The sequence below is a fragment of the Corynebacterium sp. HMSC075F02 genome, from assembly GCF_001838335.1.
GTDB classification, from domain to species: domain Bacteria; phylum Actinomycetota; class Actinomycetes; order Mycobacteriales; family Mycobacteriaceae; genus Corynebacterium; species Corynebacterium jeikeium_D.
The window spans coordinates 17,656-39,390 of record NZ_KV836304.1; the positions used below are offsets into that span (position 1 = coordinate 17,656).

The 21,735-nt window shown below is 59.8% G+C and carries 17 protein-coding genes; 12 read left to right on the forward strand and 5 right to left on the reverse strand.

Annotated elements, in window-relative coordinates:
• Positions 1-131 precede the first annotated feature (131 nt).
• From HMPREF2920_RS00720 to HMPREF2920_RS00730, 3 genes are all read left to right on the forward strand, one after another.
• Complete coding sequence (locus HMPREF2920_RS00720; RefSeq protein WP_016421708.1) at positions 132-623, forward strand: MarR family winged helix-turn-helix transcriptional regulator; 492 nt, start codon at positions 132-134, stop codon at positions 621-623.
• A gap of 158 nt (positions 624-781) precedes the next feature.
• Complete coding sequence (locus HMPREF2920_RS00725; RefSeq protein WP_070600952.1) at positions 782-1,714, forward strand: universal stress protein; 933 nt, start codon at positions 782-784, stop codon at positions 1,712-1,714.
• Positions 1,715-1,757: 43 nt separating this feature from the next.
• Positions 1,758-2,174: a hypothetical protein gene (locus HMPREF2920_RS00730; RefSeq protein ID WP_048733161.1), complete on the forward strand. Its 417-nt coding sequence runs from the start codon at positions 1,758-1,760 to the stop codon at positions 2,172-2,174.
• Positions 2,175-2,329: 155 nt separating this feature from the next.
• Here the strand turns inward: HMPREF2920_RS00730 and leuS are convergent, their stop codons facing one another.
• Entirely contained in the window at positions 2,330-5,248 is a 2,919-nt protein-coding gene (gene leuS, locus HMPREF2920_RS00735; protein WP_048733159.1) for a leucine--tRNA ligase, read from the reverse strand.
• A gap of 60 nt (positions 5,249-5,308) precedes the next feature.
• Here leuS and HMPREF2920_RS00740 point away from each other — a divergent pair, with 60 nt between their 5' ends.
• The 4 genes from HMPREF2920_RS00740 (at position 5,309) to HMPREF2920_RS10850 (ending at position 9,143) form a co-directional block, all read left to right on the forward strand.
• A complete protein-coding gene (locus HMPREF2920_RS00740) occupies positions 5,309-5,920 on the forward strand; it encodes an SdpI family protein (protein ID WP_049170086.1) in 612 nt (203 codons plus the stop codon).
• A 71-nt stretch (positions 5,921-5,991) separates the two neighbouring features.
• On the forward strand, positions 5,992-6,975 hold the full coding sequence (locus tag HMPREF2920_RS00745; RefSeq protein ID WP_016421713.1) for a bile acid:sodium symporter family protein: 984 nt from the start codon (positions 5,992-5,994) through the stop codon (positions 6,973-6,975).
• Between the two features lie 108 nt (positions 6,976-7,083).
• Positions 7,084-8,214, forward strand: coding sequence for a DUF695 domain-containing protein (locus HMPREF2920_RS00750; protein ID WP_049189417.1), 1,131 nt, complete (start codon positions 7,084-7,086; stop codon positions 8,212-8,214).
• Positions 8,215-8,228: 14 nt separating this feature from the next.
• Positions 8,229-9,143: a hypothetical protein gene (locus tag HMPREF2920_RS10850; protein WP_053087271.1), complete on the forward strand. Its 915-nt coding sequence runs from the start codon at positions 8,229-8,231 to the stop codon at positions 9,141-9,143.
• 51 nt (positions 9,144-9,194) lie between these two features.
• On the opposite strand, the gene HMPREF2920_RS00760 is transcribed toward HMPREF2920_RS10850, so the two are convergent.
• The 4 genes from HMPREF2920_RS00760 to HMPREF2920_RS00775 all read right to left on the reverse strand — a co-directional run bounded on the left by HMPREF2920_RS00760 (position 9,195) and on the right by HMPREF2920_RS00775 (position 12,420).
• Positions 9,195-9,545, reverse strand: coding sequence for a branched-chain amino acid transporter permease (locus HMPREF2920_RS00760; RefSeq protein WP_016421723.1), 351 nt, complete (start codon positions 9,543-9,545; stop codon positions 9,195-9,197).
• Positions 9,542-10,225 (reverse strand): AzlC family ABC transporter permease, encoded by a 684-nt coding sequence (locus tag HMPREF2920_RS00765; protein ID WP_049193116.1) that lies wholly within the window; start codon positions 10,223-10,225, stop codon positions 9,542-9,544. Before HMPREF2920_RS00765 ends, HMPREF2920_RS00760 begins: the two co-directional genes overlap by 4 nt.
• A 111-nt stretch (positions 10,226-10,336) precedes the next feature.
• Positions 10,337-10,978 (reverse strand): YqgE/AlgH family protein, encoded by a 642-nt coding sequence (locus HMPREF2920_RS00770; protein ID WP_016421725.1) that lies wholly within the window; start codon positions 10,976-10,978, stop codon positions 10,337-10,339.
• Positions 10,978-12,420 carry a CCA tRNA nucleotidyltransferase gene (locus tag HMPREF2920_RS00775; protein ID WP_016421726.1) on the reverse strand — a complete coding sequence of 481 codons (1,443 nt, stop codon included), beginning with the start codon at positions 12,418-12,420 and terminating at the stop codon, positions 10,978-10,980. The genes HMPREF2920_RS00770 and HMPREF2920_RS00775 overlap by 1 nt, the downstream gene beginning before the upstream one ends.
• 160 nt (positions 12,421-12,580) lie before the next feature.
• Here HMPREF2920_RS00775 and HMPREF2920_RS00780 point away from each other — a divergent pair, with 160 nt between their 5' ends.
• The 5 genes from HMPREF2920_RS00780 (at position 12,581) to trxB (ending at position 21,520) form a co-directional block, all read left to right on the forward strand.
• Positions 12,581-13,438, forward strand: a complete 858-nt coding sequence (locus HMPREF2920_RS00780) for an NUDIX domain-containing protein (RefSeq protein ID WP_172954592.1) — start codon at positions 12,581-12,583, stop codon at positions 13,436-13,438.
• 6 nt (positions 13,439-13,444) lie between these two features.
• Positions 13,445-15,982 carry a hypothetical protein gene (locus HMPREF2920_RS00785; protein ID WP_070600953.1) on the forward strand — a complete coding sequence of 846 codons (2,538 nt, stop codon included), beginning with the start codon at positions 13,445-13,447 and terminating at the stop codon, positions 15,980-15,982.
• A gap of 27 nt (positions 15,983-16,009) precedes the next feature.
• Positions 16,010-19,618, forward strand: a complete 3,609-nt coding sequence (locus HMPREF2920_RS00790; protein ID WP_070600954.1) for a murein biosynthesis integral membrane protein MurJ — start codon at positions 16,010-16,012, stop codon at positions 19,616-19,618.
• A gap of 235 nt (positions 19,619-19,853) precedes the next feature.
• Positions 19,854-20,417 carry a sigma-70 family RNA polymerase sigma factor gene (locus tag HMPREF2920_RS00795; RefSeq protein WP_224783764.1) on the forward strand — a complete coding sequence of 188 codons (564 nt, stop codon included), beginning with the start codon at positions 19,854-19,856 and terminating at the stop codon, positions 20,415-20,417.
• A 164-nt stretch (positions 20,418-20,581) separates the two neighbouring features.
• A complete protein-coding gene (gene trxB, locus HMPREF2920_RS00800) occupies positions 20,582-21,520 on the forward strand; it encodes a thioredoxin-disulfide reductase (protein ID WP_005511625.1) in 939 nt (312 codons plus the stop codon).
• Positions 21,521-21,735: the final 215 nt, after the last annotated feature.

The following is a 21,735-nucleotide window of genomic DNA, read 5'->3' on the forward strand; positions in this document are numbered from 1 at the left end:
GGGGTTTTAGATGTTTGGTGGAAAATTCCTGGTGATTTCATCGCCGAAATCACCAGTTGTAGAAAAATAAATAGCACCCCAAATAAATTTCGTATTGGCAACTAGCACTGTTCGCATATAACATCGTCGCTATGACATTATCTTCGGGCTCGATTGGCAATCCTGATGCCGTTACTCCTCTGTCGCTCGCTAAGCGCATTCGCCCTCTCCTGACTCGCGCTGAGCTGCTCTACAGTCGCCGCTCCTCGGAGTCCCAGCTCAGCCGCGCGCAGCTGTCCATCATGATGACCCTGGAGGCACTGGGTGCCTGCCGTATCAGCCAGTTGGCTGAGGCCGAGGCCATCCGCATGCCCACCGCCTCCAACGCCGTGCACCACTTGGAGGTCGCCGGCATGGTGGAGCGCGTCCGCGACAGCAAAGACCGCCGTGGCGTCCGCGTTGAACTGACCGACCGTGGCCGTGAAGAGCTGCACCGCGTTTCTGAAGAGCGCAATCAGCAGATGGCTGAGATGTTCAGCACGCTGACCCAGGAAGAGCTGGAGTTTGGCGCTGGTCTTGAGACGATTCTGTCCAAGATCCTCGAAAACTACCCGGAGCACCCAAAGACAAACCCAAGCGTCTAGTCTCTTTTCCAGCTAGCCCTGCCACCTTTAAGCCCACAGGCAGGATACATAGCTTTTACACTTCCTCGGTGCCGTTTTAAATATGCCCGCCTATCCACGTAGGCTATTACCCAGAAGCACCACTTGGATATTTCTGAGTAATCACAGGAGGATTAGCGATGGCTTCCCGCCCGCTTCGTATCATGATTGCGTGGCGTCCAGGCGAGTACGGCACCGAAACGCTTGCTTACGCCGCTTGGTTAGCTCGCACCACGAAGGTGCAGATTCGCGTTGTCAGCGCACTGTCGCGTGGCTGGCCGCTGACCTCACTGGCTCGGTTGAGCACCAATGACTCCTGGGTTTCCCACGAAACCGAGTCTCTTGAAAAAATCATCAAGGATGAGCTAAAGCTCGCTGGCCTGCGCAAGGGCATGCTTGACGACGATGCCGTACGGATCATCGAATCCTCCAGCGAATCCACAACTATCTGCAACGAAGCCGAAGAATTCGAAGCCGATATGGTTCTGCTTGGCACGCGCCGAAGCAATACCAAGGACTGGGCCGCCAAGAATCGCAGTCGCTTTACCGCGGGGTCGACTTCGGATGCGCTGCTGCACTACTCGCCAACTCCACTGGGGCTGGCTATCCCCGGCGCGAAGCTTTCTAAGCACGGTGTGACCCGTGTCAGCATTTGCTACATTGACACCCCACAGTCGCACCACGCATTGAATAAGGCTGCTGACCTGGCATATCGCTGGGAAGTTCCCCTGCGTTTGGTCTCGTTTACGCCGCGTGGTGCGACCATGTACCCGACGGAGAACGGCTACGGCCCCTCCTCTGACCTGATGATTGAGTGGCGCGAGCAGGCTATGGGGCTGCTCGACCGCGGTATGGACCGCGCGCATACCCGTTACCCAGACCTTTCCATTGATGCGGAAGTAGCCTCCGGCAACGGTTGGGAAGAGGCCATTCAGTCCATCAAATGGAAAAAGGGAGACTTGCTCGTTTTGGGTTCGTCTACTCTTGGCCCATTCGGGCGAATTTTCATCGGCTCGTCGACTAACCACATCGTTCGCCACAGCCCGGTGCCAATGCTGATTACTCCGGCCTAGTATGGCAGGCACATCAGACGGCATTTAGAGGCGAGGGGAGCAGATGGTGGATAATTCACCGAAGCGCAGTACACCAGAGCGCAATGAGGATGAAATCTTCGACGAGCTTGAGCGCAAGATGTATTCCGGCAAGCGCGCCTACATCTACACCGCGGGTGTGATTCTTACGACGCTGCTCGCGGGCCTCATTATTGGCATCGCCGGCGCCATTGTCGGTGGCCCCACCTGCGATGCGGGTAAGTCCAGCTTCCTCTGCTCCCGCACTTGGGAGATCCTTTTCCCCGTTGTCCCGGGCGTAATCTCCCTGGTCGGCTGCCTTTTGGGCTTTTGGCAGACCTACGTGGAGTGGAAAAACTTCCGCAACTGGCGCGCGTGGCTCGCTATGTGCTGGGTGCTCATGCCCTTCACTTTGATGTGGATGCTCTCCACATTCGGCGTCCTGATTCTGGGCGTTAAGTAGGGGTAAGAGGCGGCCAGCCTCGGAGCCACCCCTTGAGGCTTTTGCGAGAAAGTCTCAAGCGAGAAAGTGTCTGGGTTTATGACAAATTTGAGTCGATTTTAGGCCTCAAACTGTCATAAACCCAGACACTTTCTTGTACGCATTAGCCTCCCTGGTTACTTCTTCACAACCAGGTTGACCATCTTGCCCGGAACGACAATGACCTTCACGATATTGCCACCGGCGTTTTCCACAGCTGCGACAACCTTTTCGTCGGCACGCGCGGCGGCCTCGATGTCCTCGCGGGAAGCATCGGTAGCCACGTCAATGCGAGCGCGAACCTTGCCGTTAATCTGAACTGGCAGCTCAACGGTGTCGTCGACCAGCCACTTCTCGTCAACTGCCGGCCAGGGGCCGTGTGCCAGGGACTCGGTGTGGCCGAGACGGCTCCACAGTTCCTCCGCAATATGCGGCGCCACAGGGCCAAGCATGAGGGCCAGCGGCTCCACGGCGGCGCGCGGTGCACCGGTCGAACCGTAGGTCTTAGTCAGGTAGTTGACGTACTCAATGAGCTTTGCGACGGCCGTGTTGTCACGCAGCTCTGCGTAGTCAGAGGTAACCCCTTCCACGGTGCGGTTGAGCGCCTTGAGGTCGTCGTCGGAAAGCGCTGCGTCCGTGACGGCGAGCTCACCGGAGTCCTCATTGACCACCAGGCGCCAAGCGCGCTGGAGGAAGCGCTGCGAGCCGACCAGATCCTTCGTCGCCCACGGGCGGGAGGTGTCCAGCGGACCCATGGCCATCTCGTAGACGCGCAGGGTGTCAGCGCCGTAGTTGTCGCAGACCTCGTCGGGGGAGACGGCGTTCTTCAGGGACTTGCCCATCTTGCCGTACTCCTGGAAGACCTCCAGGTCAGAGCCGTCTTCGGCACCGCCTGGGATGAGGAACTTACCATCGCGCTCAACAACCTGATCCGCTGGCTGATAGACACCACGGGCATCGGTGTAGGCGTAGGCCTGGATGTAGCCCTGGTTGAACAGACGGCGGTACGGCTCCTTGGAGGTCACGTAGCCGAGGTCGAAGAGGACCTTGTGCCAGAAGCGGGAGTAGAGCAGGTGCAGCACTGCGTGCTCGACGCCACCGACGTAGAGGTCGACGCCGCCTGGGTCGTCCTTACCGTGAGTCTCCGGGCGAGGGCCGGTCCAGTAGCGCTCGTTTTCCAGGTCAACAAACTCCTCAGCGTTGTTCGGGTCGATGTAGCGCAGCTGGTACCAGGAGGAACCTGCCCAGTTCGGCATGACGTTGGTGTCACGGCGGTACTTCTTCTTGCCGTCGCCGAGATCGAGCTCGACATTGACCCAGTCAGTGGCCTTGTCCAGTGGAGCCTTTGGCTCGGTGTCGGCATCGTCCGGGTCGAAGGTGACCGGCTTGTAGTCCTCGACCTCTGGCAGCTCGACCGGAAGCATGGACTCGGGCAGCGCGTGGGCGTGACCGTCCTCGTCGTAGACGATGGGGAAGGGCTCGCCCCAGTAGCGCTGGCGGGCGAATAGCCAGTCGCGCAGCTTGTACTGGACCTTCTCGTGACCAGCACCTTCCTTCTCCAACCACTCAATGACGGTGGCGATGGCGGTGTCCTTGTCCAGGCCATTGATGTCCAGGCCGGAATCATTGGCGGAGTTCACGCACGTACCGTTACCGACGTACGCCTCCTTTGCAATGTCACCACCTGCAACAACCTCGCGGATTGGCAGACCGAAGGCAGTGGCGAACTCGTAGTCGCGCTCATCGTGGGCCGGGACAGCCATGATGGCACCGGTGCCGTAGCCAATCAAGACATAGTCGGAAATGAATACCGGCACCTGCTCACCGCTCACCGGGTTGGTGGCGTAAGCGCCCAGGAAGACACCGGTCTTTTCCTTGTTCTCCTGGCGTTCCAGGTCGGACTTGGAGGCAATTGCGGCGCGGTAAGCGGCGACGGCCTCGGCTGGGGTTTCCTTGCCGAAGGTCCAGCGCTCATCCACGCCCTCGTAGGAACCGCTGCCGGCTTCGACCAGCTGATCCACCAGCTCGTGCTCAGGAGCAAGCACCATGTAGGAGGCTCCGAAGAGAGTGTCCGGGCGAGTGGTGAAGACCCTGATCTTGGTGGAGACCTTCGGGCCGACCTCGGCTGTGAAGTCGACCTCGGCACCGCGGGAGCGGCCGATCCAGTTGCGCTGCATGGACTTGACCTTGTCCGGCCAGTCCAGCAGCTCCAGGTCGTCGACTAGGCGATCAGCGTAAGCGGTGATGCGCATCATCCACTGGCCCAGCCGCTTGCGGAACACCGGGAAGTTACCGCGCTCCGAACGGCCCTCGGCGGTCACTTCTTCGTTGGACAGCACAGTGCCGAGGCCCGGACACCAGTTGACCATCGAATTCGACTGGTAAACCAGACGGAATTCGTCGACTGCTTCGCGCTGCTCGGTCTCGCTGAGCTCAGCGTAGACGCGACCGTCCTTGGTAGCCATCTCGCCCGACTCCAAGAGTGGAATCAGCTCATCGATGCGACGGGCCTTCTTCTGATCCTCATCGAACCAGGCGTTGTAAATCTGCAGGAAAATCCACTGCGTCCACTTGTAGTAGTCCTGGTCAGTGGTCGCGAAAACACGGCGGCGGTCATGGCCAAGTCCCAGGCGGCCCAGCTGTCGCTCCATGTTGGCGATATTCGTTTCCGTCGTCACGCGCGGGTGCGTACCGGTCTGGATTGCGAACTGCTCCGCCGGCAAGCCGAAGGCGTCGTAGCCCAGGGTGTGCAGCACGTTTGCGCCCTGCATGCGGTGGAAGCGCGCGAAGACGTCGGTGGCGATGTATCCCAGCGGGTGGCCTACGTGCAGACCGACACCGGACGGGTACGGGAACATGTCCTGGACGAAAAGCTTGTCCTTCGGCGGAGTCGATCCGTCGGCAGCTGCCAAATCGCCCACCGGGTTGGGGGCGTAGAAGGTGCCGTTATCTTTCCAATACGCCTGCCACTTTCCCTCTAGCTGAGTCGCCAGCTCGGGGGAGTAGCGGTAGTCGGTGGCTTCTGCCGAGGACGAGGACTTTTCGCTGTTGGTCATGGTCTCACAGTCTAATAGGTGCGTTTGGCACGTGCTCAACCACCTATATAAATTGGAAGCATGATTGTCATCCCTGTAATTACCCTGGTTCTGGCTGTTTGCATAGCCGTTGTCGCTGGTTTGGCATGGTCGGCGAAGCTACCGGGTAATAACTGGATCGGAATTCGTGCGCCTGAGGCTCGAAAGTCCCAGGAAAACTGGGATATTACGCACCGCGTTGCCGGCCCGCCGTGGGCTGTGTCCGCTGTCGCTTTCCTCGGTGCCGCCATGCTCGGCTTCCTCGCCATCCGCCCGGAGGCCTCTGGTTGGATGTGGCTGTGGTACGCCGTCGCTCTGCTCGCCGGTATCGCCATGCTCGGCATTGGTGCGGCTATCGGCTCGCACACCATCGCGCTTTACGACGCCAAGGTCTCCGCCGAGTCCGGCTCCGGTTGTGGGTGCGGCGACGGTGACAGCGGCTGTGGCTGTGGCTCCGCCGCCACTGATGCCACCGACACTGCGGCTGATGATGCCTGCTGCTCCGACAACCCGGCAGCAGACTGCGGTGTCTCCGGTGGCTGCAGCTCCTGTGGTCTGGAAGGACTGTGCACGGACAAGGGCTCATCCGCGAATGCCACTTTCAAGCCTGTGGACAAGGATGCGCTGCGCAAGGCAGCTGAGCAGAAGAAGTAAAAAATTATTGCAGAGAAAAGCTTCTGCAAAACAGTAAGACAACCTCTGGTTGCCCACTAAGCTATTTGTCCATGTGGCAACGAATTGTGAATTGGCGTCCAGATCCCCTCATCGTCGGTATCGTTGCTGCAGCGATACTGGCGATTATTTTTCCTGCAAGCGGCACTACCGCTGAGGTTTTCAGCTGGGCCACAAAGATCGCCATTGGCTTCTTGTTCTTCCTCTATGGCGCGCGCCTGAGCCCGCAGGATGCGTTGGCCGGTGTTAAGCATTGGCGGCTGCACATAACCATTCTGGCTTTCACATTCGTGCTGTTCCCAATCCTCGGCCTGCTGATGAAACCCCTGGATTGGATTCTTTCTCCTGGCCTCTACCTGGGCATTTTGTACATGACGCTGGCACCGTCGACGGTGCAGTCGAGTGTGAACTTCACCTCCATCGCCAAGGGCAATGTCGCCGGCGCAATCGTCAGTGCCTCGGCATCTAACCTGCTGGGCATTGTGGTCACACCGGTGCTGGTGATGCTGTTGATGGCCACCGGCGGCGGCATTCATGTGGATTCGTCGGTGTTCTTGGATATCTCGCTGCAGTTGCTGCTGCCATTCGCAATCGGCCAGCTCACTCGCCGTTGGACCCTGAAGTTTGCCGCCGCGAAGACGACTAAGAACGTTGACCGCCTATCTATCGCAATGGTCGTTTACGCGGCGTTCTCCGAGGGCATGGTGCAGGGCATCTGGTCGAAGGTGCCGGCAGGAGACATTGTCATCCTGTGTGTGCTTTCGGTCGTGCTGGTGGAATTCGTTTTGCGGTTGTCCGGATTCATCGCAAATAAGATGGGCTTCGACCGCAAGGACCGCATTGCGATTCAGTTCTGCGGTTCGAAGAAGTCCCTGGCCACCGGTCTGCCCATGGCTGCCGTTATCTTTGGTGCCGATGCCAGCCTCTACATTTTGCCGCTGATGATTTTCCACCAGATTCAGCTGATGATCTGTGCGGTCTACGCCGCTCGCTGGGGCAAGGAAGCAGAAGCTGAGCCGGAGCCACAACCCGCTTAACGCGGTCTAGCGCATGGACCCGAGGGGCGAATCCGGCTTGGCACATATACTGGGGCGCACAACATATGGTTCGGTTTTAAACGAGCAAACGAAAGTGTGAGATTCAGCATGGCTAACGAGAATCCGGCTCCGTTCTCCCCGGAACAGCGCGCCGCAGAAGAGACCGCAATCAACGAGTTCTGGTCGTGGTGGAACTCTTTTGGCGCCGATGCGCTCGACTCGATGTTTAGTGTCCAGCTCGGTATCGATGGTGCTCCGAATGCCGCCGATGTGGACATTATTGATGTCCAGAAGGAGGTCGGCGGCCGCATCGCCGCTATTAATGACCGGCTCATCTGGGGGTTTGAGGCTGGCGCTCCGTATTCTCGCCACCTTCTGACTGTTAGCGCTGCCGGCGATCCGGAGCTGCGTCCGGTCGCTCGCCGTTGGCTGGAGGCCGCGCCTGACGACGGCGCGGTGTGGTCTTTCACCGACCTCCGTCAGGCGGATCCGGCGATGAAGCTGTCGCTGGGGGATGTCGCGGCCACGTTGGTTGCACAGGGTGCGCTCGAGGCCGATGCTCCGGCCGAGGTCGATCCGGCAGACGCACGCGTGGCTGTTAGCAGTGGTCATGGGGCAGTGGACGTTCGTCTATTCCACCCGCTGTTCCCGGCAATTGCTCAGTTGGAGGACGGTGAGCGCTTGGTAGCTCAGCTCGGTTTCACGCTGCTGCAGCTGGCTCTGGGGGAGGAGGACTTCGGCCTATGGCTGCGCGGCTTTGCCTTCGCTGGCGAGGAGCCGGAAGGTGCTATCCCGCTACCGGAGCTGGGCGGTGTCGTCGAGCAGCTCGCGGAAGAGTGCCCGGAGTGGCTCACCATTGATGCCGAAGCCAACGGCCAGCCACTCGTCGTCGCTACTCGCGCGCCGATTACGCAGCTGGTGAGCCCGACTATGACGCAGCATGTGCTGATTCAGCTCATGCTCGGCAATATTGATGACAAGGGCTTGCCGACGGACGAATCGAAGGAATCCCTCTCCGAGTTCAATACCGCTGCCGCTGAAGCCATCGCTGAGGACAAGGGTATTTTTGTTGCAACTGAGCAATCCGATGGCATGGCTCTGATGCACTTCTTTATTGACCCGGCATCTGATGCGGAGGCGGGTCTGCGAGCTGTTGCGGAGACGTGGACCGAGGGAGAGCACGTCGTCGATACCGCTTACGATCCAGCTTGGCAGCGCGTCGGTCACCTGCGCGTGTAGATTGGTTTTTTGTTATGAACGCTCGTCATCGTCTTACTCCACGGCCTTCCCGCGCGATTCGCATGGGTCTTACCGGTGTCATCGCTGTCACCAGCCTTCCGCTGGCAGCTGGAAACGTCGCTGCGGCTCCGCAGCCAAAACTGACTCCGCAGGGCACTATTGATGCTCCGGGGCGAACCCAGATCAGCTTTACCCACACCCCAAGTGGCACGCACTACGGTACGGCGAACGAAAATGAGGCTCGTCCGGGGCTTTCGATTGTCAAGCTCTACATTGCGGACTACGTCTTCAAACATGGCACAGAGGCGGACAAGGCGAAGGCCACAGAGATGATTCGCTACTCCGATGACAATATCGCCAGTGAGCTCTATGGCCGTTACCCGGATTCCATCAACGCCACTGCGCGTGAGTACGGCCTCAGCAACACCCACGGTGCAGATCACTGGGGAAATTCAACAACGTCCAGCGCGGACACTGTGAAGTTCTTGGAGGCCAAGAAGCGTGAGAACTCTTCTGACCCGGTGCTGGTTGCTATGAGCACCGCGTCACCTGTGGCAGCGGATGGCTACCGTCAGGATTACGGCACCGCCACGCTGCCGGGTGTTATTGGCACAAAGTGGGGTTGGTCCGATGACCGCCAGAGCGTTCACGCCTCGGCATCCATTGGACCTGACTTCAGCGTCGCTGCTAACACCTACGGCACGAAGGAAACTCACACCAGTGATGTTCAGAATGCCTTCGACGGCACGCTGGGCACTCCATCGCTGCCTGGCCTGCCCGACAGCCCGAGCCTGCCGGACATCCCAGGCGTCCCGAACCTGCCCGAGAGCCCGAATCTCGGCGAACTACTGAATCTGCCGGAATCCCCGCAGCTGCCCCAGATTCCGGGACTACCGGACTTCACTGGTCAGGTACCGGCACAGTTCTAGCCACTGCCGCTAGCCACTGGTCCGCTGGCACCGTCCCACACACAGCGCACCTCACGCGACAAGGTTCACGAGGACCATATACAGCGCCGTGCCTACAAAAATCGAAATCACGGTGTTACGCCGCCACCAGTGCAGGCCAATGGTGACCACCAGTGCTACGGGCACGGCCCAGGCAGCGCCGGGGTCGCCACTCTCACCGCTGAGTCCTAGCCGCCCGAAGACGGTGTAGGCAACCAACGCCACCATGACTCCAACCGGCATGGTCGTGCCGAGGAACTCGAACAGGGGAGACCCCTTCAGAGTGCGCACGAACGCAAACGGCAGCGCACGCAGCGCAACTGTCACCGCTCCCATCGCAAAGAGCGCGGCAAGCACATAGCCGGAATCGGGCAACGCAGTCATGCTCGCTCTCCCTCCGTCGTACGCGGCTTGCTTGCCGACGTCATGCGCATCACCCGATCCACCCGCGGTGACCACACGCGCAACAGCAGCAGGCCGAAGTACATCAGCAGTCCGATAACCAGCATCTGGTTCGGGTTAATCAGCCAGCCCACCAGCGTGCAGACGATAGCGGACAGGGGCAGTGACCAATCCTTGGAAGTCTCAAACGCGTCCATGGCCAGCACCGTAAAGAGCGCCACCAGTGCGAACTCGGCACCGCGGATACCCTCGGGCAGTGCTGCGCCGGTTAGAGCCCCGACAATACCGGAGCCCACCCACAGTAACTGACAGAGAATCTGAATCGTCAGCAGTCGGTGGCCCGACATCTTTTCGTCCGCATTTGCCGCAGAGACGATGGCATACGACTCGTCGGTAAGCGCGTATGTGGAGTATGCGCGACCGAGACGAGACTGTATCCGGTCGCGTGGGAACGTCAGCCCATAGAAGACGTGGCGGAAGTTGACCATAAAGGACGTCACGGCACAGCCGAGCAGACCCGTATGCGCCATAACCAGGCCGACAGCGAGGAATTCCATCGACCCCGCGTAGACCACGAAGGAGAAGATGGGTGCCCACCACCAGCTAAAGCCAGTTTGTGCAATAAGCAGGCCGAATGCGAGCCCCAGCGGAATGAGGCCCATGCCCACAGGCAGTGTCTGCCGGATGCCGGCAGCTATGTCGCTGCGGTCGCTGTTTCCTGTGGCGCTACTTCCTTCAGCCCTGTTTCCTTCGGTATTGATGTGCTCACTCATCTAGTTGTCACGTACATCTACGGGATAGGTGCCATACAGTGGCAGCGGCCAGGGCTGACGGCGCATGCAATCACCCCAGATGTCCGCGGCAGCAGGCGCGAGTACATCTGAGGGCAGGGCAGGGGCGACGTACCAGTCACCGCGCTCGAGCTCGTCTTCCAGCTGCCCCGGATCCCAGCCTGCGTAACCGGCGAAGATGCGTGCGCCATCTATGCGGTCGCGTACGCCCTCCGGCTCCGCACCGAGGTTGACCAGCGCAAACCTGTGAGCGATGCGTTCCATCAGCGGGGCACCGGTAATACTGTCGGTCTCCTCTGGGAGGGTGGCACCATTTCGCACCACACCAATGCAGATTGGCTGTGTCTGGTTGACCGGACCCCCGACGTAGAGCACCGGCGGCTTGGCCATCAGCGGCGCCCAAGGCTCGAGCACATTGTGCACCGGCGTCTGCGAACGCTGTGTGAGATCGACACCAAGGGTGCCGTGTTCATCGTGCTCAATAAGGAAAATCACCGAGCGGGAAAACTCCGGCGAGAGCATGCCGGGTGCTGCGAGCAGCAGCATCCCGGCAGCCGGGTCGTTGCGCTCAAGGCTGGTAAAAAGCCGGTCGCCGTAGAGATTTTCCGGATTAATCGATGCCATTAGCTCTCACTTTCGCTTTCAGCCTGCTCACCGGACTGCTCGTACCACCATTTCTTCAGCGCCAAGATAGCATCCTCACGCTCCAACGGACCGGACTCCAATCGCAGCTCTTTCAGGTAATTCCAGGCCTGTCCGACTTCCTTGCCGGGCTTCAGGTCCAGAATTTCCATGATTTCGTTGCCATCCAGGTCGGGGCGGACGCGTGCGAGGTCCTCCTGCTCAGCGAGCTCCTTGATTCGCGCTTCCAGGCTGTCGCAGGCGCGTGCGAGGCGTGCTGCTTTACGACGGTTTCTTGTCGTACAGTCGGCCCGCACGATTTTGTTGAGTCGTTCCAACAAATCTCCGGCATCGTTGACATAACGTCGCACCGCCGAGTCCGTCCACTTGCCTTCGCCGTAGCCGTGGAAGCGCATGTGCAGGTAGACCAACTGCGAGATTTCGTGGTTGGTCTTCTTCGGGAACTTCAGTTTCCGAAGGCGGCGTCGCACCAGCTTCGCGCCGACAACTTCGTGCTGGTAAAAGGTGACGTTTCCCTGCTCGTTGTAGGCACGGGTAGCGGGTTTGCCGCAGTCGTGCAGCAGTGCCGCCCAGCGCAGTACGAGGTCCGGTTCACCGGGTTCTTCCTGGTCAATAGCTTGCCGCATGACCTGCAGAGAGTGTTGGTAGACATCCTTGTGCTGGCGGTGTTCATCCTGCGTCATGCGCATGTCGGAGATCTCCGGCAGCACGCGGTCGGCCAACCCCGATTCCACCATCAGGTCGATACCTCGGCTTGGGTCCGCACCCAGGATGAGCTTGTTCAGCTCGGTGGAGATGCGCTCGACCGTGATGCGGTCAATTTCGCTGGACATTTCCTTCAACGCCTTGAGCACACGCGGTGCCACGTCGAACCCCAGCTGGGATGCGAAGCGGCAGGCACGCAGCATCCGCAGGGGGTCGTCGCCAAAACTGACCTCCGGCGCCCCCGGGGTGTCCAACACACCCGCGACAAGATCCTCGAAACCTCCGAGCGGGTCGAGGAAGGTGCGGGTGCCGTCACCATGGAGCTCCACGGCGATGGCGTTACAGCGGAAGTCACGGCGAATTAGATCGCCCTCCAGCGTGTCACCGAAAGTGACCTCCGGATTGCGGCTGACCTGGTCATACGTATCCGCACGGAATGTGGTGATCTCCACCTGACGGCCATGCCGTTCCGCGGAGAGTGTGCCGAATTCAATGCCGGTATCCCAGACAATATCCGCCCAGTCATCGAGGATCGCGCGCGTCACTTCCGGGCGCGCGTCGGTGGTGAAATCGAGATCCACGCCCAGTCGCCCTAAGAGAGCATCGCGCACAGAACCGCCCACGAGGTACAGGCGATGGCCGGCTGCACTAAACGCAGCTGCCAGCGAATCGAGGATCTCAGACTCCTTGGCGATCGCCTGATCCGCCACTGCCAGCATTGCCGTCCTGCGCACCTTTGGGTCCGCGTCAGCAGCCGCCGGAGTAGCACCGGGAGGTGTAGTCCCCCCGGGCTGGTCACCATTTGTCGTTGAAGGAGTCGATTGTGTCACGACCGACACAATACCCGCTTATACCTATAAACCCGGTAGTCTAAGTGGAATGAACAACGTGGTACGCAATGACAACTCGGCGGCGAAGAGCCGTCGACGTCGTCGGCGACCGCGCAGAAGAGGTGGCGTTTCCTCGTCCACCAACACGAGCAACGCTACTACCAGCGGAAATTCTGCAAAACGTAGTGGCTCCGGTGCCAATGGCCCCCAAAAGGCCAAGCCAAACTCCGGTGGCGCCAAGAAAAATTCCAAATCACCGAAGTCGGCACGACCCTCGAAGCAGTCGAACAACCGCGGTGGCCGTAAGAACGGTCAGGATAGGAACAATCGCCGTCGTCACGCACAGACGAAGCGCACGAACAATCGCCGCGCGCACTCGTCGCGCGCGCAAAATGCAGCGCCGATGCAGACCTCGATTGAGACTTCGGCGGGCGGACTGGTCGTCTCGGGGCTTGCCGAGGCGGTCGGAGATGGCGGCAAGGTCAACCTGTCACGGATTTATGTCGCGCTCATTGGTCGGCACGATCGTCGCGGGCGCCTGCTGTGGTCGATGCCTAAGGGCCATGTCGAACCCGGCGAAGCTTTCGATTCCACCGCCGAACGTGAGGTGTGGGAAGAAACGGGCATTCGCGGCGAGGTCATCGAAGAGCTCGGTGTGATTGACTACTGGTTTGTCTCCGATGGCACGCGAATTCACAAGACCGTGCACCATCACCTTCTGCGCTACGTCGATGGCGATCTGAACGACGAAGACCCCGAGGTCACCCAAGTCATGTGGGTTCCTGTGGATACCCTGGTGGAACGGTTGGCCTACGCTGACGAACGCAAACTGGCCCGGCGCGCGCACAATCTGCTGCCCGATCTCGCCCGCGCGGAAAAGCGAGCAGGCCGGCAGACGCCGAGGTGATTGCGCATGTTCAGGTTGCAGTTGCCAAGAAATGTTGTTCGTAAAGTCACGGCCGCCACCGCAGCGCTCATACTGTGCTTGCCGACGACCGTTGCGCCCCCAGCTTTTGCGCAAGATGAGCAGTTGTGGGGCAGTGGCACCAATCGTGTCGGTGAACAGGGCCCCCTTCGGCTTTCGATAACCAGCTTCACTCCGCATGTCGCGGCTCTACATTCGACGCTGACCATCAAGGTGCAGGTGCACAACACCTCCGATGCGGATATCAGCAATGTTGCGCTGCGCCCACAGCGGGCCGGCGCACTGGCTTCCTCTGCAGATGCGCGGACGATTCTCGCTGAGCCTGAATCGGTGTTTGATGTGGCTGGGACCTTCAGTGCCCCCATCGAGCTGAAAGCGGGGGAGAAGCGTGAGGTTACGCTAAGTGTTCCTATCTCCGCACCGGCTCCAGAAGGACTCGACATCACGGAAGCCGGCACGTTTCCGCTGCTCATCAATGCTAACGGGCAACCGGCAGATGACATCGACCGCCTGCTGGCGGAAACACGCGCACTGCTTCCGGTGACGGATCCGCAAGCGGAAGGTGATGAGCCGGAACCGCCTGCCGGTGATCAGAACGACAACGATGAGACCGACAATTCCGATGCGCCCACCCGCCGCGACCCAGTGCCGTTTTCGCTGATTTGGCCCATCAGCCAGCCAGTGCCACTGGTCGGCGGTGAGACCGGTGACGCACCCTCGTCGCCGAATCTCATCCTCACCGACAATTCTTTGGCCGAGTCTCTCGAACGCGGTGGCCGCCTCGACGGTTTGCTCACCTCGTTGGAAAAGGGCTTTGCCGGCCCGGATGGGCAGAGGTTGCGGGAATCAACCTGCATCGCCATCGACCCGGAGACCCTCGACGCAATCTCCAGGATGACCCGCGACTACTGGATTGGCACCAGCCGCCCAAGTCCTGTGGAGTCCTCTCCGCGACTGCGGGATTCCTGGGGAAACGCGGATGACACCAATCTCACGCATATGCCCGCCAGTGACAATGCTGCCGCCTGGCTCAATCGGCTGCACGATCTCACACAGGACACCTGCACACTGTCACTGCCGTGGGGCGGCACCGATGCCAGCGCCGTGGCTCGCGTGGGGGATCACGAGCTTTCGATGGAGGCACTCGCCGCTGGTCGGCAGACTATCGCCAAGCATTTGGACGTTCAGGCACTGCCGGGCCTCTATTTGCCGGCCGAGGGATACGTGACGTCGGAAAGCGCCCCGCTGTACTCGGCGGCGACGGCCCTGAGCGGGACCGCCCCGGAGCGCGCATTCGAAGACCGCGTAGATACCGGCGAGGCGATGCCACCGTCGCCCACTCCACCCGAAGCCGCGCACGACACCACCGTGTTAGTCGCAGACAACACCGCCGTCACCGCCGATGGTCAGACACTGCGCCCCGGCCATAGTGGCGTGCTTGCCGACGGTAGCCGCGCCTTCGCCCTCCCTGGGGCACTGACAACCTCTCTGGCTGCAACAGGACGGTCTCCCCAGACTGTGGCGTATTCGAATCTGCTCGGACGCTACGATTTCCGAATCGACTCCGAAGCTGCACGGATGCAGACAGCGATTGGCACTCTGTTCCAATCACTGACTGATTCGGATGCCCCTCGCGCGGCTGTGGTGGCAGCACCACCGTCCGGTTGGGATCCACGCGCTAGCGACGCTGAAGATTTCATGGCCGCGGTTCGGAAAGCCGTGGACGATAACCTGGCTGAGCTGACTCCGCTGATGGACTCCATCACCGCCGCAGCTCGTGACCTGGATGCGGGCTCGGTTACCCCAGTTGCCGAGTTCGCCGATCCCGCGCCGGTGGGTGAAGCGCTCGTGGAGAAGGCTCGGATAGCCTCCCGCGAAATCACGGACCTGACCACAATCATGTCCAACGATCCCAACGTCGCGCTGACGCGGTATGAATTCACCCGCCCCCTGCGGCACGACTTACTGCGCTCGTTTACCACTCTCGGCCGGCGAAATCAGCTGCAGTCAACTGACGTGCAGCGGCGGAGCGAAGAACTCAGCGACCAGGCACTGGTTATGACTCGACGTCTGCGCAATTCAGTGACATTGGTAGCTCCCGGCGGTGTCTACACCCGCGCAACGCAACTGTCGCCGATTGCGGTGCTGGCTCGCAATGGTCTGCCACTGCCGGTTCCCGCGTTCGTGCGCGTCGGCTCTGGAGATTCGGTGATGGAGGAGAAGTATGAGGCCGCCATCCCTGCCAAGGGATCGGTGACTGTTCAGTTCACTCCGAAGTCGGGTGATGATGCAGAATCCACTCCGGCAACCAATGCTCCAGAGGGAGACCGGCCACGGGATAGTGGAGACAATTCCCACAACCTGTTGTTGTGGCTCGAATCACCTGGCGGCACGCCTATTTCTCAATCAGTGAGTATTTCCGTGCAATCCGGCGCTTCCGTCGGGGTTTTGGCTATCGTGACCCTCGTCATCGTCACTGTTGGTGGGTTTTTTGCCGCAAAACGGTCACAGTACTTTCGGAAATAGACCCCCTTTTAAGCAACAATAGGACATGTGACTGACTCAGACGCGCATAAATCTGGACTTCGAGGCCGCATTCGTCGGTCCGCGCCACCGGCTCCGGTTCCGGCGGCGCGGCCAACGGCTGAATCTCAGCCGGCCGAAGCGGCCCCGGACCTAACTCGCGTATCCGGCCATAAGGCAAATGCCGATACCGCCGCTGACGCGATGACGGAATCGGCATCACCATCGCCGGCAAAGGTGGCGACTGCGACAGCAACCGCTTCCGGCGATTCCTCCGCGGGCTCGACGACGGACGCAAATCAGGGACAGTCGAACTCGGACATCGTCGCCTCCACGGGCTCGATGGCAATCGCTACCCTGATTTCACGCATTACGGGTTTTTTGCGAAACCTGCTCATCGGCGCGACGCTGGGTCCGGCTGTGGCTTCAGCCTTCAACGTCGCCAACACACTGCCGAACCTGATTACGGAAATCGTCCTCGGCGCGGTGCTGACTTCTCTGGTGGTGCCGGTGTTGGTGCGCGCGGAGAAGGAGGATCCAGATCACGGTGCCGCCTTCATTAGACGTCTCTTGACTGTCTCTATGACGCTGTTGGCAGTGGTGACGGTGCTAGCAGTGATAGGTGCGCCACTATTGACCAGATTGAGCCTTAACGAGGCCGGTAAGGTCAACGTTCCGCTGGCGACGTCATTTGCGTTCTTATTATTGCCGCAAATCATCTTCTACGGCATATTTGCGCTGCTCATGGCGGTGCTAAACACCAAGGGAATCTTTAAACCCGGTGCGTGGGCACCTGTCGCCAACAACGTCGTGGCCATTGCCACGCTCTTGCTATATCTGTTCCTGCCCGGCCAATTGAGTCCGGATTCGGACGGTTCACTCTCCGATCCGCACATCCTGCTTTTGGGTCTTGGTACCACTCTGGGTGTCGTCATTCAGGCAGCCATCATGATTCCCTACCTCAAGCGCGCGGGCATTGATTTGCGTCCGCTGTGGGGTATCGACGACCGCATCAAACAGTTCACCGGCATGGGTGTTGCGATTATCACCTACGTGGCAATTTCGCAGGCTGGTTACTTCATCACCACCAATATTGCCTCGACTGCCTCCAAGGCAGCGCCGACGATTTACCAGCAGGCTTGGCTGCTGTTGCAGGTGCCCTACGGCATCATCGGCGTTACCTTGCTGACCGCCATCATGCCGCGACTGTCCCGCAATGCAGCCGACGGCAATGATGGGGCAGTGGTCCGCGATCTATCCATCGGTACGCGTCTGACCATGATTGCGCTGGTGCCGATCGTCGCCTTCTTCACCGCATTCGGCCGCCCCATCGCCGTCGGGCTTTTCGCGTATCTGGAGTTCCCCCGCGAAACCGCGGAGATTCTCGGCTGGACGCTGTCCTTCTCGGCGTTCTCGCTTATTCCATATGCCATCGTGCTTTTGCACTTGCGTGTTTTCTACGCCCGTGAAGAGGCCTGGACCCCGACTTTCATCATCCTCGGCATTACCACCGTCAAGGTGATTCTGTCGTTCTTCGCTCCTCGTCTGGCTTCTGACGATGAGACCGTCGTCGTGTTGCTCGGTGCCGCCAACGGTTTCGGTTTCGTCGCCGGCGCAGTAATTGGCTTCTTGCTCTTGCGCCGCACTCTCGGACACTTGGACAGTAAGGCGACCGTCCACACCGTGCTGTGGGCACTGGGGGCGTCGCTTGTCGGTGTCGCCGTTGCTTGGGGTGCATTCGCATTGACCGACCTTGTGCTGTTCGATTTCTTCGGTTCCTTCGGCGTGCTGCTACAGACCATCGTCACCGGCCTGGTCTTCCTCATCGGTACCGGTCTGGTGCTCGCTCAGGCTCCATTGGAAGAGGTCCGCGTTCTGGGTGGTTTCCTCGGTCGCATTCCGGGTCTACGCCGCTTTGCTCCGCAGCCCCATGCAGCCGACAATGCCGTCGCCGACCGTGAGGATATGGAGCGCGAACGTGGCTTCGCCGCTGATGCTTTCTCGATTGCCCCGTCGAACCTGATTGGCGAGGCCACGGGTCTGGCAAACGAGGGCTTCACCGCTTCGCCGCTGCTGCCGCCGATGCCGACGCAGGGTTCTCGCCCAACCCGCTATGTACCCGGCGAGATGGTCTCAGGTGGACGTTTCCGTCTGCGTTCTGAAGTCGCGACCTACCCAGGTCTGCGCCTGTGGCGCGCCATGGATATGGGAGATCCCGATAACGCAGATGTCGCACTTGTCTTCGTCGACACGATTGCACTGCCGTACTACGACACTTCGCCATCGGCTGCCGCCCAGAAGATTGCCACGACCACCAATGAGCTGCGTGACCTGGCCGGCGCCGGGATGTCGCGGATTCATAGCGTGGCGAAGACGCGCACCGAGGTGCTCATCGTCGCCGACTGGACCAGCAGTATCGGTATTGAGCGGTTCGATCAGGCCGCCCATCCGGATGCCCTGGCACTCGCAGTTGCATCACTTGCCGAGACGATCGCCGACGCCCACGAATCTGGACGCTGCCTTGGCCTGACAAACAAGCCTGGACAATTGCGCATCAGCAGCGACGGCCACATCTACGACGCTTTCCCCGTCGTTTTGCCCAATAGCTCGCAACGTTCGGACTACAGCGCGTTGCTTTCAGTCATCGACGAGCTGTTCTACAGCGTGACAAACATCCCCTCCGATATTTCTGCTGCCATCGACCGCGCGAAGCAGGTTCGCCCGGAGAACTTCAACCAAAAGGAGTCGCCAGCTCGCACACTCGCGGAGGATTTGCGCACTGCAGCGCTCGGCCCCGACTCTTCGGAGTTTCTCGCAATCGACCCCGACACCGGTGCGCGCGAATCCGTCGATGCCGACGGTGCAGCCCAATCAAACGCTCACCACACCAAGAATCGCACCCGCGCATTCAGCACCGGCGCAGTCGTTGTCGGTGTAGTCATTGTCGGTGCACTTGTCGCCGCGGGCATCTTTGGTCTGGTTAACCGTTCCTCGGACGCACCGATTAACTCCGAGTCCGTACGACGCGGCCCGGCTCCGATCACGACGCTTTCGCTTGCCGACGCTAACGAGTGGCAAGCCGACAGCGACAACCCGGCAGCCGGTCCAGACAATCCGGACATGGCTGAGCTGACCATCGATAATGACGAGGAAAGCTTTTGGGTAACTTCGACTTACCTCAGCCAGTTCGGCAATCGCCCAGAGGACTTCAAACCTGGTGTCGGTATTCGGGTCACTCTCGATGAACCGGCAACCATTCGAGAGCTTAAGGTCGCGGCGACCCCGGGCGCACACATTGAAGTTCGCGGCCTACGAGATGCTGACTCGACGAACTTGGATGACACAACGGTTCTCGGAAGCGCTACTGCCACCTCAGGTACGACGACCATCGAAATCGATAGCCGCGACACTGAGTGGAAGAACCTTGTTGTCTGGATCTCCGGCTTGCCGACGGCTGCGGAAGCGGTAGCCGACAGCGACTCAGACACTGACGCTGATACAGATGCTGATACAGATGCTGAGTCGCAGAATTCCGATGCGGACAACCCACTTGTCGGCGACCGCAATCTGGCTGAGCAATCTCCGGATTCGTTGCTGCCAGTTGCTATTGGCGACATTCAGGTGCGTGGTACGGAATAACGCTCTGAGCTTGCCTTAGGTGGCAACAGTTCAAGTTGTCCCAAGTTATCCACAGCTACTGGGACGTTTTGAAATTCATCCACAGCCCGCGGTCTCCACAGCAGTTTTGCCAAGCGGAGAGCGCGGGTTTCGTGTTTGCATAGGAGCCATGAACTTTGGGGGAAGAAATCGAATTGGGGACAGTCACCGTAAGGCCCGCATGGGTCGGCGACTGGGGGATTGTGGCGTCGTCGGTATGCAAAAGCATGCATCTGCGGACGAGGTCGATCGTGAATTATTGAAGGCGCACCTGGCGGGGGATCGTCGCGCGTTCGCGGTGTTGGCACGGCGTTATTATCCGCAGTTGGTAGCGATGGCGCGGCGCTATCGTCGGGATGATTTCGATCCCTTGGATGGGGTACAGGAGGGGCTGGCGCGGGCAATTGCGGGGGCGGCGAATTTTCGCGGGCGTTCGACGGTGGCGACGTGGCTGACGTGCATCGTGAAGAATGCGTGTATTGACCACAACCGCGGTCGTTTCGGGGAGATCCCTCTCTGCGATAAGGAGGAGGATTTTGAGACGTTTATGAGTTCACAGCCGATTCCCTGCCCGGATGTTCCGCTACGTGTGACTATGGCCGCCGCATTGGAGCAGCTGCCAACGGATCAACGGGATGCCCTGCTGTACTTGGACATCTTTGGATATTCGCTGCAGGAGACCTCTCGCAGTATTGGGCAGCCGAGCGGGACGTTGAAGTCTCGGCGGGCGCGGGCGCGTCGTACGCTTCGGCGACAATTGGAAGAAGTGCAGGTGGCCTAACAACTGCGGAGCAGGGGAGAGGCTGGGGGAATAGAGATGGCTAACCTCACGTTGGTTGAGGTGGCTGGTTCCGGTAATTTCTTTCCCGGAGCTGAAAAATTTGCTTACTACTGAGCATCACTGTGCGCCATGTGATGTGAGAGATAAAAATTATAGGAGTCTTCATGAGCGATATCGTTCACGACCTGATCATCGTCGGTTCCGGTCCCGCCGGTTACACGGCTGCCACCTACGCAGCCCGTGCCGACCTGAAGCCTGTGGTGTTCGAGGGCATCGAGTTTGGCGGCCTGCTTATGACGACTACCGATGTGGAGAACTACCCAGGTTTCTCCGAGGGCATCATGGGCCCAGAGCTGATGGATCAGATGCGCGCACAGGCAGAGCGCTTCGGCGCTGACCTGCGCATGGAGATTGTCGATCGCATGGATCTCACCGGCGATATCAAGTCTGTCTGGGTTGGCGAAGAAGAGCACAAGGCTCACGCTGTCATCCTGGCAACCGGTGCCGCTCCGCGTTATGTCGGTGCTCCGGGTGAGCAGGCGCTGCTTGGTCATGGTGTCAGCGCTTGTGCCACCTGTGATGGTTTCTTCTTCCGCGACCACGATATCGCCGTCATCGGCGGCGGTGACTCCGCAATGGAAGAGGCAACTTTCCTTACCAAGTTCGCCCGCTCGGTGACGATTGTCCATCGCCGCGATGAGTTCCGTGCGTCGAAGATCATGGTCGAGCGCGCGCAGAACAATGACAAGATTCGCTTTGCGACGAACAAGGTTGTGTCCCAGGTTCTTGGTGAGGACAAGGGTTCGGTTACCGGTCTCGAGCTGGAAGACACCGTCACTGGTGAGAAGTCCGTCCTGGATGTGACTGCCATGTTCGTAGCAATTGGCCACGAGCCACGTTCGCAGATGGTTCGCAATCAGCTGGATTGCGATGAGAATGGCTACATTCAGGTAGCCGCTCCGAGCACCCAGACCTCTCTCAAGGGCGTCTTTGCGGCGGGCGATGTTGTTGACTCGCATTACCAGCAGGCAATTACCGCCGCTGGTTCTGGCTGCAAGGCTGCGCTGGATGCTGAGCACTACTTGGAAACTGTTGCTCGGTAGCTGACAGCAGGGCAGTCGCACTAGCTGGATAAACACCTAATAGTTGGGGTATCGCAATTGTTGGATAAGCCCTACGATTGCAGATATCCAACTATGGGGAATATCCGATAGCCGGTAAGCCCAATTGTTGTTAGCTGTAGCTCAATCAGGGCGCAGCAGGACGTGTTATAGCCCGGTACGCCCCGTACTCATCGAGCACTTGCAGCGTTCTCAAG

Excerpts from the sequence above, each read along its gene's own strand:
- HMPREF2920_RS00740 (WP_049170086.1), top strand. The coding sequence starts at position 5,309 with ATGATTGTCATCCCTGTAATTACCCTGGTTCTGGCTGTTTGCATAGCC.
- HMPREF2920_RS00765 (WP_049193116.1), bottom strand. The coding sequence starts at position 10,225 with ATGGGCCTCATTCCGCTGGGGCTCGCATTCGGCCTGCTTATTGCACAA.
- HMPREF2920_RS00785 (WP_070600953.1), top strand. The coding sequence starts at position 13,445 with ATGTTCAGGTTGCAGTTGCCAAGAAATGTTGTTCGTAAAGTCACGGCC.
- HMPREF2920_RS00795 (WP_224783764.1), top strand. The coding sequence starts at position 19,854 with ATGCAAAAGCATGCATCTGCGGACGAGGTCGATCGTGAATTATTGAAG.
- HMPREF2920_RS00770 (WP_016421725.1), bottom strand. The coding sequence starts at position 10,978 with ATGGCATCGATTAATCCGGAAAATCTCTACGGCGACCGGCTTTTTACC.
- HMPREF2920_RS00750 (WP_049189417.1), top strand. The coding sequence starts at position 7,084 with ATGGCTAACGAGAATCCGGCTCCGTTCTCCCCGGAACAGCGCGCCGCA.
- HMPREF2920_RS00760 (WP_016421723.1), bottom strand. The coding sequence starts at position 9,545 with ATGACTGCGTTGCCCGATTCCGGCTATGTGCTTGCCGCGCTCTTTGCG.
- HMPREF2920_RS00730 (WP_048733161.1), top strand. The coding sequence starts at position 1,758 with ATGGTGGATAATTCACCGAAGCGCAGTACACCAGAGCGCAATGAGGAT.
- HMPREF2920_RS00720 (WP_016421708.1), top strand. The coding sequence starts at position 132 with ATGACATTATCTTCGGGCTCGATTGGCAATCCTGATGCCGTTACTCCT.
- HMPREF2920_RS00775 (WP_016421726.1), bottom strand. The coding sequence starts at position 12,420 with ATGCTGGCAGTGGCGGATCAGGCGATCGCCAAGGAGTCTGAGATCCTC.
- leuS (WP_048733159.1), bottom strand. The coding sequence starts at position 5,248 with ATGACCAACAGCGAAAAGTCCTCGTCCTCGGCAGAAGCCACCGACTAC.
- HMPREF2920_RS10850 (WP_053087271.1), top strand. The coding sequence starts at position 8,229 with ATGAACGCTCGTCATCGTCTTACTCCACGGCCTTCCCGCGCGATTCGC.
- trxB (WP_005511625.1), top strand. The coding sequence starts at position 20,582 with ATGAGCGATATCGTTCACGACCTGATCATCGTCGGTTCCGGTCCCGCC.
- HMPREF2920_RS00725 (WP_070600952.1), top strand. The coding sequence starts at position 782 with ATGGCTTCCCGCCCGCTTCGTATCATGATTGCGTGGCGTCCAGGCGAG.
- HMPREF2920_RS00745 (WP_016421713.1), top strand. The coding sequence starts at position 5,992 with ATGTGGCAACGAATTGTGAATTGGCGTCCAGATCCCCTCATCGTCGGT.
- HMPREF2920_RS00780 (WP_172954592.1), top strand. The coding sequence starts at position 12,581 with ATGAACAACGTGGTACGCAATGACAACTCGGCGGCGAAGAGCCGTCGA.